Source organism: Nonomuraea sp. JJY05, assembly GCF_043496855.1.
In the GTDB taxonomy this organism is placed as follows: domain Bacteria; phylum Actinomycetota; class Actinomycetes; order Streptosporangiales; family Streptosporangiaceae; genus Nonomuraea.
In genome coordinates this window covers 163,908-175,916 of the sequence record NZ_JBIEIS010000009.1, presented here as the reverse complement: position 1 = coordinate 175,916, position 12,009 = coordinate 163,908, and the positions used below count along the sequence as shown (strand labels likewise).

Annotated in this window: 10 protein-coding genes and 1 riboswitch; all 10 genes read right to left on the bottom strand. The window is 73.3% G+C overall.

Annotated features, from left to right (window positions below; genetic code table 11):
• Positions 1 to 21 precede the first annotated feature (21 nt).
• A riboswitch (FMN riboswitch) is annotated at positions 22 to 152 on the bottom strand.
• Positions 153 to 227: 75 nt separating this feature from the next.
• On the bottom strand, positions 228 to 1,037 hold the full coding sequence (locus ACFKCF_RS15935; RefSeq protein WP_394494234.1) for an oxygenase MpaB family protein: 810 nt from the start codon (positions 1,035 to 1,037) through the stop codon (positions 228 to 230).
• A 30-nt stretch (positions 1,038 to 1,067) separates the two neighbouring features.
• Positions 1,068 to 1,730, bottom strand: coding sequence for a ribulose-phosphate 3-epimerase (gene rpe, locus ACFKCF_RS15930; protein WP_394494232.1), 663 nt, complete (start codon positions 1,728 to 1,730; stop codon positions 1,068 to 1,070).
• A gap of 73 nt (positions 1,731 to 1,803) precedes the next feature.
• Entirely contained in the window at positions 1,804 to 3,312 is a 1,509-nt protein-coding gene (locus ACFKCF_RS15925; protein ID WP_394494230.1) for an RsmB/NOP family class I SAM-dependent RNA methyltransferase, read from the bottom strand.
• A gap of 41 nt (positions 3,313 to 3,353) precedes the next feature.
• Complete coding sequence (gene fmt, locus ACFKCF_RS15920) at positions 3,354 to 4,280, bottom strand: methionyl-tRNA formyltransferase (protein ID WP_394494228.1); 927 nt, start codon at positions 4,278 to 4,280, stop codon at positions 3,354 to 3,356.
• 4 nt (positions 4,281 to 4,284) lie between these two features.
• Entirely contained in the window at positions 4,285 to 4,833 is a 549-nt protein-coding gene (gene def / locus ACFKCF_RS15915) for a peptide deformylase (RefSeq protein ID WP_394494226.1), read from the bottom strand.
• Positions 4,834 to 4,860: 27 nt separating this feature from the next.
• Positions 4,861 to 6,195 (bottom strand): hypothetical protein, encoded by a 1,335-nt coding sequence (locus ACFKCF_RS15910; RefSeq protein ID WP_394494224.1) that lies wholly within the window; start codon positions 6,193 to 6,195, stop codon positions 4,861 to 4,863.
• A gap of 37 nt (positions 6,196 to 6,232) precedes the next feature.
• Positions 6,233 to 7,666 carry a hypothetical protein gene (locus ACFKCF_RS15905; RefSeq protein WP_394494222.1) on the bottom strand — a complete coding sequence of 478 codons (1,434 nt, stop codon included), beginning with the start codon at positions 7,664 to 7,666 and terminating at the stop codon, positions 6,233 to 6,235.
• Between the two features lie 49 nt (positions 7,667 to 7,715).
• Positions 7,716 to 9,827 (bottom strand): primosomal protein N', encoded by a 2,112-nt coding sequence (locus ACFKCF_RS15900; RefSeq protein ID WP_394494219.1) that lies wholly within the window; start codon positions 9,825 to 9,827, stop codon positions 7,716 to 7,718.
• Positions 9,828 to 10,189: 362 nt separating this feature from the next.
• Entirely contained in the window at positions 10,190 to 11,380 is a 1,191-nt protein-coding gene (gene metK / locus ACFKCF_RS15895; RefSeq protein WP_394494217.1) for a methionine adenosyltransferase, read from the bottom strand.
• Positions 11,381 to 11,508: 128 nt separating this feature from the next.
• Entirely contained in the window at positions 11,509 to 11,832 is a 324-nt protein-coding gene (locus ACFKCF_RS15890) for a hypothetical protein (RefSeq protein ID WP_394494214.1), read from the bottom strand.
• Positions 11,833 to 12,009 lie beyond the last annotated feature (177 nt).

The following is a 12,009-nucleotide window of genomic DNA, read 5'->3' as shown; positions in this document are numbered from 1 at the left end:
CGGCTGGGAACACCGGACACCTCGCGCGCTTCCTCCCATCCGGACTTTAACCGTCGGTCCCGGAATTTCACCGGGTCAACCGGCCGATGGCATCGGCCGGGTCGCGGACTTTAACCGCCGGTTCGGAATTACACCGACCCCGGAGCACGCTAGCTCTCTTGGCTACCAGTGTGCCATGCCCGAATTGCCGTGCGCGACCGCCCTGGCATATTTGACCAAGCGCTAGGTCAAGCAGCCATGAGCCGGCGCGCCCGCCGGGCGGCGGGGCTGTAGAGGACGTCCCCCGGGACCAGCCCGATCCCGGTCTGCAGGGTGCGCAGGGTCGCCGTGGCCCACAGATCGCCGACCGGCGTGGCGGGCAGCCCGTACAGCCGTCTCGCCCAGCGCGGCAGCGTGGCGAACGACAACAGCGTGAGCGCGGGCAGCGCGGGCCTGAGCGGGGCCAGCATGCGCGGGAGCGGGGCGTTCAGCGACAGGCGGAGCGGGTGGGCCGCCTCGGGGACGAACCGCAGCCCCGGCCGCGCGGCGTCGATGTAGTCGCGCAGCTCGGCCACCGACCCCGGGACCTCCTCCGCCTTCAGCCCCACTACCTCGGCCGCCCGCCGCCACTCCGCGACGAACGTGTCGGCCTCGGCGTCCGTCAGCCGCACCCCGGCCCGCCGGGCGACCGACAGGTAGGAGTCGACCTCGCCGACGTGGACCCAGCGCAGGGCGTCGGGCTCGTCGAGGTGGAAGGTGGTGCCGGTGTCGGGGTCGTAGGCGGTCAGGTTGGCGTGGATCTTGCGCACGCGCCGTCCCGCCCGTTCGACCTCGGCATCGGTCCCGTACGTGCGCACGCGTACGAACTCGGTGGTCCGTACGAACCGCGACCAGGCCTCATGGGGATCCATGAGCGCGGAGTTCTGCAGCACCCCGCGCATCGCCCGCGGGTGCAGACCCTGCATCAGCAGCGCCCGGATGCCACCCACCAGCAGGATCGGCTCGCCCATCACCCGCCACGTCACCGAGCGGGGCCCGAAGATCCCATGGTCGCCCATAAGTGAATGGTTACCCAGGTGATGGGCGATTCATGCGCTTTTGAGGGTGGCGGCGGCCCGGAGAGCGTCGACGGCGGCACTCGGGTCGGAGGCGCCGTAGACGGCGCTGCCCGCCACGAACACGTCGGCGCCCGCGTCCGCGCACCGCTCGATCGTGCCCGCGTCGACTCCCCCGTCGACCTGCAGCCAGACCCGCCCGCCGTGCCGTTCGATCATCTGGCGCGCCCGTCGGACCTTGGACAGCACCCCGTCGAGGAACTTCTGCCCGCCGAAGCCCGGCTCCACGGTCATCAGCAGCAGCATGTCGACCTCGCCCAGCAGGTCTTCGTACGGCTCGACGGGCGTGGCCGGGTTGAGCGCGAGACCGGCCCTGGCGCCGAGCGAGCGGATCTCGCGCAGCGTCCTGATCGGCCCCTTGGCCGCCTCGGCGTGGATGGTCACGCTGCCCGCCCCCGCCTCCGCGTACTGCGGCGCCCAGCGGTCGGGATCGTCGATCATGAGGTGGCAGTCGAGCGGCGTCGAGGTCGCCTTGCGCAACGCCTCGACCACGGGCAACCCGATGGTGAGGTTGGGCACGAAGTGGTAGTCCATGACGTCGACGTGCAGCCAGTCGGCATTGGGCACGGCGGCGGCCTCGTCGGCGAGCCTGGCGAAGTCGGCGGCGAGGATGCTGGGCGAGATCTGTACGGCCATGATTGCCCAAGTCTAGTGAACGGCCCGCGCCCGGCTCCCATCAGTCCGGGCGGAGCTCCGCCCGGACGACGTCTCACGCCTGGGGGCTCTTGCGGAGCAGGGCCAGGAACATGGCGTCGGTGCCGTGCCGGTGCGGCCAGAACTGGGCGTGCGGGCCGTCGCCCAGGTCGTCGGCCTCGGGCAGGTAGGCGCGGGCGTCGAGCTGCTCGACGTCGCCCCGGCGCGCCACCACGTCCCCGACCACGACCCGGGTCTCGGCCAGGTGCGGGGAGCAGGTGACGTACGCGACGACGCCGCCCGGGCGCACGGCGTCCAGCGCGGTGCCGAGCAGCCGGCGCTGCAGCTTGCCCAGCTCGGCGATCCCGTGCGGATCCCGCCGCCAGCGTGCCTCCGGCCGCCGCCGCAGCGCTCCCAGACCGGTGCAGGGGGCGTCGAGCATGACGCGGTCGAACACGCCGGGCCGCCACGCGGGCTCGGTGCCGTCCGCCGTGAGCACGGCCGCGTCCCTGGTCGTCTGCCAGACCAGCCGCGCCCGATGCTGCTGCACGTCGGCCGCCACCAGCCGCGCGCCCCCGGGGAAGGCCACGGGGCCGGTGCCGGGGAAGGCCGCGGGGCCGGTGCCGGGGGCCGGGGCGTGGGCGCGGTCCCTGGCTTCCTTGCTCAGCCCCACGAGGTCCCCGTGGGTGGCGATGGCGTCGAGCAGTCCCGCCTTGCCGCCGGGGCCCGCGCACATGTCGAGCCAGAGCTCGTCGCCGTCCCCCTCCAGGGGGACGCGGGTCAGGGCGAGCGCCACGAGCTGGCTGGCCTCGTCCTGGACGGCGGCGCGGGTCTCGGCCACGGCCTCGATCTGGCCGGGGTCGCCCTCGCGCAGGTAGGCCGCGTACGGCGAGTAGCGGCCGGGCAGGGCGTCCGCGGCCTCGAGCTCCTCCACCGAGCAGCGCCCCGGCCGCGCCACCAGCGTGACCAGGGGGCGGGCGTTGTCGGCGTCGAGCAGGTCGGGCATCTCGTCGGGCCCACCGAGCGCGTCGCGGAAGGCGGAGACGATCCAGCGGGGGTGGCCGTAGGCGACCGCCAGATGGCCCACCGGGTCGTCGGCCGGGTCGGGCGCGACGATCGGCAGCCATTCCTCCAGCGTCCTGGAGCCGATCTTGCGGAGCACCGCGTTGACGAACTTGGCGGCCCCGGGGCCGATGCGCAGGCGTACGAGGTCGACGGTGGTGCCGACGGCCGCGTGCGGCGGGACGCGCATGCGCAGCAGCTGGTGCGCGCCCAGCCGCAGCGCGTCGCGCACGTCCGGGTCGGGCACGCGGTCGCTGCACATCTCGATGACGGCGTCGTAGGTGCCGAGCCCGCGCAGCGTCCCGTAGGCGAGCTCGGTCGCCAGCGCGGCGTCGCGCCCCTTGATGCCGCGATCGCGCAGGAGCCGCGGCAGCAGCAGGTTGGCGTACGCGTCGCGCTCGTCGACCGCGCGCACGACGTCGAAGGCCGCGTTGCGGGCGTGGTCGCGTGCGGGTCTCGGCGGCCGCCGCGCACGGTCGCCGCCGCCCCTGCCGCCGGCGCCCTGGTCCCCCCTCGTCCTCATCCCCTCAGACTTTCCCTCACGCCGCGCGCCGGCACCCCGCGTCACTTGAAGATCTCTTTGCTCTCCGGGCGAACCCCGCGAGCCCACTCCACGGCCCCCATCACCCGCTTGCCCTGCGGCTGCACCTCACCCAGCTCCACCGCGTCAGTGGCCGTCCCGATCAGCACGCTCGTCTTGGAGGCGGCGATCTCGCCCTCGGGCAGCCGCTCGCCGGGCACGATCCGCACGGGCCCCACCTTCACCCGCTGCTCCCGGAACTCGCTCCACGCCCCGGGCGCGGGGGTGCAGGCCCGGATGCGGCGGTCGACGTGCATGGCGGGCTTGGTCCAGTCGATCCGGGCGTCCCCCACAGTGATCTTGGGGGCGATGGTCACCCCGTCGGCGGGCTGCGGCCGGGCCTCCAGGGTGCCGTCCTCGACGCCGTCGAGGGTGGCGGCCAGCAGCCCCGCCCCTGACACCGACAGCCGCTCCAGCAGCGACCCGCTGGTGTCGTCCGGGCGGATCGCCTCGGTCACCACGCCGTAGACGGGCCCGGCGTCCAGCTCCTTGACGATCTGGAACGTCGTGGCCCCGCCGATCTCGTCGCCGTGCAGGATCGAGTGCTGCACGGGGGCGGCCCCGCGCCAGGCGGGCAGGATCGAGAAGTGCAGGTTGATCCATCCCTGGCGGGGGACGTCCAGCGCCGACTGCGGCAGCAGGGCCCCGTACGCGACCACCGGGCAGCAGTCGGGCTCCAGCGCGCGCAGCCGGTCGAGGAACTCCGGGTCGCCGGCCTTGGCCGGGCGGAGCACCTCGATGCCCGCCTCCTCCGCGAGCTCGGCCACCGGCGAGGGGTGGACCTTGCGCCCGCGCCCGGACTGGGCGTCGGGGCGGGTGACGACCGCGACGACCTCGTGGCGCGGCGAGTCGATCAGGGTGCGCAGCGACGGCAGCGCCGTCTCCGGCGTGCCCGCGAAGACCAGACGCATGCTCTCAGAGCGCCCTTCCGCCGGTGGCGTGCGGCGAGACCTTGATCACAGGGGCGGACAGGCCGCTCCACTCGGCCTCGCGCACGGCCTTCATGGCCAGCTTGCGCTGCTTGGGGTCCATGCGGTCGATGAACAGGATGCCGTCGAGGTGGTCGGTCTCGTGCTGGAAGCAGCGGGCCATCAGGTCGGTGCCCTCCAGCGTGACGGGCTCGCCGTGCATGTTGAAGCCCTTGGCCACGGCGCGGATGGCGCGCGGCGTCGGGTAGGACAGGCCGGGGAAGGACAGGCAGCCCTCCTCGCCCTCCTCGTCCAGCTCGGCGGACAGGTCGAGGTCGGGGTTGATCACGTGGCCGAGCTGCTCGTCCACGTAGTAGGTGAACACCCGCAGCCCGACCCCGATCTGCGGGGCCGCCAGGCCGGCGCCCGGCGCGTCCATCATCGTGTCGGTGAGGTCTTTGACCAGCTTGCGGAGCTCCTTGTCGAAGTCGACGACCGGGGCCGCCGGGGTGCGCAGCACCGGGTCTCCGAACAGCCGGATCGACTGGATCGCCAAGGGGGTTACTCCGTTCTCGTCTTCGGATCAACCCAGTTTAGTGCTCTCCAGGGAGCGCGCCTTCATCGCCGCCTTGCGCGCCGCCTTGACCACGGCCTGGTCGTCGTGGGCGGAGGCGAGCATGTCGAGCACGGCGATCGTGTCGGGGTGGTCCACCGCGGTCATCTCGCCGACCAGCTTGATCAGGTCCTCCCCCGGCTCGGGCGTGTCGAGCCGGCCCGCGGCCGGGCCCGACAGGTGCATGAGGGCGGCCAGGGAGTCGACCGCGATCCAGGTGTGGTCCTCGGGGCTGAGCGTGGGCGCGTCGAGGTCGCGGATGTGCAGCCAGGAGGCGGCGTAGCGGCGCATCAGCGGATGGCCGAGCGCCTGCCTGACGGGCCCCTCGGCCTCCGGGCCCAGCTCCTCGAGGATGGCGCCGACCGCGCCGCGCTGCCCCGCCGTGCCGGAGGCGGCGATCTCGATCAGGTCGCGGGCCGCGGTCTCCGGCTCGCGGCGCTCCAGCCACCCGGCGACGGCGCTCTGCGTGGCCGAACCCTTGACCAGCGCCGCCACCAGCTCGGCCGCCGACAGGTCGGCGAACACCTCCACCTCGGCCGTCGTCGGCGCGTCGTGGCCCTCGCGCAGCAGGTCGCGGCGGATGGCCCAGACGCCGAGCGGGGTGAGCGCGGTGCGGCCGGCCGCGGTCTGCTCGACGAGCCCGCAGTACGTCAGCAGCGACAGCGCCTCCAGCAGCTCGGCGGGCAGCGCGGCGGCCAGCCGGCGCATCTCGACGGGGCCGGGCGCGCAGGCGACCTCGTGGGACTGGAGGATGCCCCTGGCGAGGTTGGCGGTCGCGACGCCGGAGCGCACCGAGTAGATCGTGGCGAGCATCTCGGCCAGGTGGCCGTCGACCACGGCGGAGCCCGTCAGGCCCGCGTCGGCGCGGTCGAGCACGTCCATGACCACGCCGTCCCAGAACTCCAGCGTGGCCTCCACCGTGAGCTGCATCGACAGCGGCCCGCGCGCGGCGCGGCCGCCGAGGATCTGCAGCAGTCCGGTGTTGACGGCGACGATCCAGATCAGGCGCAGCCGGGAGGCCGGCAGGCCGAGCTCCCGGGCGGCGGCCTCGGCGTCCGCCTCGCTCAGGTGCCCTTCAGGGGTGACCTGGCGGGTGCCCGTCCACGTGGTGAGCCTGATGGCGTCGGCGACGAGCGGCACCCCGGGCACCGCCGCGGCCAGCTCGGCCTCGGGCGCGAGCAGGACCGGCGGGAACGTCAGCGCTTCGTGCTCCACGGGAGTCTCCTCAGGAGGCCGTGGGGGCACGGCGGCCTGCTCATCGATCAGCTTGCGCAGCTCGGCGAGGTCGAAGACGTTGTTTGCCACCCACGAAACTTACTGCACAGGAGTCACATGGGCGTACTCAACGGATGGCGCGGGACCGGGCTTTGAAGGCGGCCTTGCGTGCCGCCTTCGCGACCGTGCCGTCGGGGATGGAGCGTCCCAGCAGCTCCAGGACCTCGACGACGTCGGGGTGGTCGACCCGCCACATCTCCTCGATCATATGGGCGGGCGGGCCCGAGGCGGCCATGTTCTCGGCGAAGATCTCGGGATCCTCCTCGGCCGCGGGCATCGCGAGCGCCAGCATGTCCACGCTGACCCAGAGCAGCTCCTCCTGGGTGAGCTGCGGCGCGGGCAGCCTCCTGGCCGCCAGCCAGTGGATGACGTGCGGGCGCAGCTCCTGGTCGTCGAGGTAGGCGCGGACCTCGGGCTCGGCCTCGGCGCCCAGCCGGTCGACGATGGTGATCGCGATGCCGCGGGCCACGGCGGGCGCGCCGGAGGCGGCGGCCAGCAGCTCGGCGGCGGCCTCGCCGGACGCCCGGCCGCTCAGCCACCCGCTGATGTCCTGCTCGGCGAGCTCGGCGGGCACGCCTTCGAGCAGCCCTTCGATGAGCCCGAGCGCGTCGGCCTCGGCCAGGTCGGGGGCCTCGGGCGCGTCGAGGCCGAGCGACAGGTAGTGCTCGCGCAGTCCCCAGACGCCCAGCGGGGTGAGCTCCGCGGCGTCGTCCGTGACCTGGATCATGCCGCACCAGGACAGCCGGTCGAGCGTGCCGGCCAGGTCGGCCTCGCCGTCCTCGGCGATCTCCTCGAGGTAGTCGCCGATCACGGTGACGGGCACCCGCACCTGGAGCCGGTAGAGCATGTCGAACAGGTCGTAGTGGCCCTCGTCCTGCTCGACCAGGTCGGCGACCCGAGCCGCCCAGCCCTCCAGCGGGTCGCCGGTGTCGGGCAGCGGGTGCTCGGCCAGCAGGGGCACGCTCTCCAGCGCCGCGAGGAGGTCCTCCCGCGAGGCCAGGCGGGCGGCGGGCAGCGGCGTGCACCCGGGGCAGTCGCAGGGAGCCTCGCCCAGGTCGGGCACCTCGCCGGAGGGGATGGCGACCTCCCGCTCGAGCGACTCGGGGCCGATGGAGCTGAACAGGCTCTTGGCCATGCCGAAGTTCGCGGGGTCGGCGAGGGCCTCGGGCATGCGCGGCGCGATGTCGTCGAGCCTGTCGCGCATGAGCACCGCCGTCGGCTCCGGCACCGCGCCCGCCTCGCTGAGGTAGTCGACGAGGGTGCGGGCGGCGGCGACGGTCTCCGGAGCGCTCTCCGGCGGGGCGATGACCTTGCGCGGATAGATGGACAGCAGCAGCTCGTCGAAGGTCTCCGGGGTGAAGTCACCCAGTTCGTTGACGTTGAGGTAGTCGCTGGCGTAGTCGCAGAGCAGGCGGACCTCGTCCGCGTCCACCTCGACTTCCCGCGCGTGCCCCCAAGCGCGCAGGTCGTCGATGGCCTGGTTCACCCATTCGATCGACACATGGGCACGCTAACGGCTGGTCTCCAGATGAGCGAATCGGGGAAATGGTCTAAATCAGGTCGAGCGGGTCGACACTCACCTTCACGACATCGGGCGTCTTACGCGCCGCACGAACCCCACTGGCCCCTTTGAGCGCGGCCGCCAGGGCCGCTCCCCCGGATCTCGGCACCCGGATCATGGCGCGTTCCTGGCCGGCCTCGTCCACGGGCACGGGGCCGAGCACCTCGGCGTCGGGCGGCAGGCGTGCCTCCTCGAGCATCTGCCTGACCGCGCTCGCCGCGCCGGTGAGCGTGGCCATCCGCACCGCCGGCGGGAAGCCCAGCTCGGCGCGGTCGCCCAGCTCGCGCTCGGCGTGGGTGACGGGGTCCCACCTCAGCACCGCCTGTACGGCGGGCAGCGCGGCGTCGCCGAGCACCACCAGCTCGGCGGCGGGGCGGAGCAGGGCGGCGGCGTTCATCCACCTGCGCACCGCCTCCTCGGCCGCCCTCAGGTCGGCCCTGCCCAGGAGCGCCCAGCCGTCGAGCAGCACGGCCGCCGCGTAGCCGTCCTCGGCCACGGGCTCGGCGCCCGGCGTGGCGACGACCAGCGCCCGGGTGGCGGGAACGGTGGCCAGCACACCGTCGCGGCCCGACGTGCGCACCTGCACGGAGGGGAAGGCCCTGCCGAGCTCCTCCGCGGTGCGCCTGGCGCCGGTGATCACGGCGCGGAGCCTGGGGCTGCCGCAGGACGAGCAGCGCCAGTCGGCGTCCACCCGGCCGCACCAGCGGCAGTAGGGGGCCGCGTGGCCGCCTCGGAGGGCGAGCGGCCCGTGGCACAGGTGGCCGGGCCCCGCCGGTGCCTCCGGGATTTGGAAGGCCGTCCCGGCGTGCGGGTCGGACGGCGACGCCGCTCTCCGCGTGGGAGGCAGGGCGCAACGGGCGGGAGTGCGGCAGTGCCGGCAGGCCAGGGCGGGCAGGTAGCCGCGTCTGGGCACCTGCACCAGCACGGGCCCGCTCTCCAGGCCGTGGCGCAGGGCCCGCCAGGCGAGGCTGGGCAGCCTGGCCTGGCGGGCCGCCTGGTCCTTGGCCAGCTCGGCGTCCTCACCCGCGGGGCGCACCCGGGGGGCGAGGCCCCTGATCGTCGTGCGGGCGCCCACGATCGGCCTGGCCCAGCCGGAGGCGACGAGCTGGGTGGCCTCGGCGGTGCGCGCGTATCCGCCGATGAGCATCGCGGCGCCGCTCCTGTGGGCCCGCAGCCCCAGAACCTCGCGGGCGTGCGGATACGGCGCCAGGCGCTCGGCGTGGAGGTCGTCGCCGTCGTCCCAGATGGCCACCAGGCCGAGATCGGCGACGGGGGCGAACATGGCGGCCCTCGTGCCGACGACGGCCCGCACCTGGCCTCTCAGCACCTTCAGCCACCGCCGGTAGCGCTCGGCCGGGCCGAGGTCGGCGGTCAGCGCCACGTGCCTGCCCGGCCCCAGCACCCGGGCGAACTCGCCGTCGGCCAGCGCGACGTCCTTCCCGTCGGGCACCACGACGACCGCTCCCCTGCCGCCGTCCAGCGTCGCCCGCACCGCCTCGGCCGTCGCCCCCGTCCATCCCCTGGCGCCCGGCAGGGCCGACCACACGGCCCGGGGCGCGCGCCCGTCGCGCAGCGCGCCGAGGAAGGAGGGGCCGGTCGGGTACGCGTCCCATGCGCTTTCGGTCCGGGACGGCTCCGCGGGCGGCAGGTCCTGCTTGGCGGGCTCCTCCGCCTCGGCCTTGGCGTGGCGGGGCGGGACGGCCAGGCGGAGCACGTCGGTCAGGGTGCCCGCGTACCGGTCGGCGACCGCCCTGGCCAGCCCGGCGATCTCCGGGGTTAGCACGCGCTCGGGGGACACCACGCGCTCGAGTGGCATGAGCCTGCCGTCGTGCTCGCTCTCGTCCACCCGTTCCAGCAGGAACCCGTCGACCAGCTTGCCCGCGAACCGTACCCGCACCCGCACGCCCGGCTCGGCCGTCTCGTGCATGGAGTCGGGCACCAGGTAGTCGAAGGGGCGGTCGAGGTGCGGCAGCGGGCTGTCCACCACGATCCTCGCCACGGGGCGCTCAGGGGCGGGCGCGGGGGCCCCTTTGGTGTCCTTCGACGACGCTGGGGGCCGCACGGCGTCGAGCGGCAGAAGGGCGTCGTCGGAGTCGGTCACGCATTACGTCTACCAGACCGTTCGCCGTGACCGGGCGAGAGCGGAACTGTCGCCGGGGCCAGGCGTCCCAAGCGGTCGCGGGCGCGCCGACAGGGCGCGTCCGCCCAGGTGGACCGAGCCCGGCCCCGGGGACGCGCCGTCGGAGCCCGTACGGCACGGCGGCCGTACCCTCGTCAGAAGGGCCGTGCGCCGCCAGACCCCGACAGCCGGACGGCGGCCGCGAGTGTCGTCCGTCGAAACCTCAACGGCCGGACGGCACCCGCAAGTGTCGCGCGCCGGAACCTCACCGGCTCCGGGCGCGCCTGGCACGCCCAGAGGCGCCGCGCAGCAAGGCGGCACCCCTTGAGCTCAGACGGCGTGGGTCAGAGACCGGCGGCGTTGCGCAGGGCCTCGGCGCGGTCCGTGGACTCCCAGGAGAAGCCCTCACGGCCGAAGTGGCCGTAGGCGGCGGTCTCGGAGTAGATCGGGCGCAGCAGGTCGAGGTCGCGGATGATGGCGGCCGGGCGCAGGTCGAAGACCTGGAGGACGGCGTCCTGGATCTTCTCGACCGGCAGCTTCTCGGTGCCGAAGCACTCCACGAACAGACCCACCGGCTGCGCCTTGCCGATCGCGTAGGCGACCTGGACCTCGCACCGGTCGGCCAGGCCGGCGGCGACGACGTTCTTGGCCACCCAGCGCATGGCGTAGGCCGCCGAGCGGTCGACCTTGGACGGGTCCTTGCCGGAGAAGGCGCCGCCACCGTGGCGGGCCATGCCGCCGTAGGTGTCGATGATGATCTTGCGGCCGGTCAGGCCGGCGTCGCCCATGGGGCCGCCGATCTCGAAGCGGCCGGTCGGGTTGACCAGCAGGCGGTAGCCCTCGGTGTCGAGGTGGTCGAGGCCGGCCAGCACGGGGTCGACCACGTGCTCCTTGATGTCCGGCGTCAGCATCTCCTGCAGGTCGATCTCCGCCGCGTGCTGCGTGGAGACCACCACGGTGTCGAGACGGACGGGCTTGTCGCCGTCGTACTCGATGGTCACCTGCGTCTTGCCGTCGGGACGGAGGTAGGGCACCGTGCCGCTCTTGCGCACCTCCGACAGCCGCTGCGCCAGCCGGTGGGCCAGCGTGATCGGCAGCGGCATCAGCTCGGGGGTCTCGCGGCAGGCGTAGCCGAACATGAGCCCCTGGTCGCCCGCGCCCTGGCGGTCCAGCTCGTCCTCGGCCTGGTCGACCCGGCTCTCGTAGGCGTCGTTGACGCCCTGGGCGATGTCGGGGGACTGGGCGCCGATGGACACCGACACGCCGCACGAAGCGCCGTCGAAGCCCTTGTGGGAGGCGTCGTAGCCGATCTCGAGGATCTTCTCCCGGATGAGGGCCGGGATGTCGATGTAGGTCTCAGTGGTGACCTCGCCTGCGACATGGACCTGGCCGGTAGTGATCAGCGTCTCGACCGCGACCCGGCTCTTGGGGTCGTCCTTGAGCATGGCGTCGAGAATCGCGTCACTGATCTGGTCAGCGATCTTGTCCGGGTGGCCCTCGGTGACCGACTCGGAGGTGAACAGGCGACGTGACAACTCAGTGGCTCCTCATGCAGCGGCTGCTGACGGATTTAAGGCCCGGGACGCATGGGCATGCCTGGGCCTCGCCGAAGTCTAGCCCCACCCGGTGCCAGGGCGCGAAACCGTCCGCCATCCGGTTTGCGTCACAGCTCGGGCAGGGGGTCGGGCGGCAGAGTCTCCGGCGCGAAGATCTCCGCGTCGGCGGCCGCCACCACCGCGGCGTACTCCTCATCGAACTCGAACACGATCGAGTCCAGCTCGATGACCGGTCCAGGCAGGATGGGGCCGAGCCTGGTGTGCCGCGGGAACTCCGCGAACACCGCGACCGGCCGATCGCTCCTGAGCGTCCTGGTGGCCAGCACCGATATGGAGGAAGCGGTGACCACGATCAGGAAATTCCCCGTCCCGGCCGGTCCTGCGGACACCGCCGGAAAGACGTAGCAGATCTCCCCCTGGTCGCCGAGCAATGTTCTACAACGGTCTCTGACAGCAGAACCCACCGGCATTCCATCCCCCTTCGCCCCAAGTATCCGCAGGCGTATAGGGGTGAGCAATAGGAGATCGGGTAATCGCTCTTGCACGATTCGAACGGTCCAACGGGGGGTACGAGGCCCGGATACGCACTTCCCGGAAGTCCGGCGCCA

Excerpts from the sequence above, each read along its gene's own strand:
- ACFKCF_RS15935 (WP_394494234.1), bottom strand. The coding sequence starts at position 1,037 with ATGGGCGACCATGGGATCTTCGGGCCCCGCTCGGTGACGTGGCGGGTG.
- rpe (WP_394494232.1), bottom strand. The coding sequence starts at position 1,730 with ATGGCCGTACAGATCTCGCCCAGCATCCTCGCCGCCGACTTCGCCAGG.
- ACFKCF_RS15925 (WP_394494230.1), bottom strand. The coding sequence starts at position 3,312 with ATGAGGACGAGGGGGGACCAGGGCGCCGGCGGCAGGGGCGGCGGCGAC.
- fmt (WP_394494228.1), bottom strand. The coding sequence starts at position 4,280 with ATGCGTCTGGTCTTCGCGGGCACGCCGGAGACGGCGCTGCCGTCGCTG.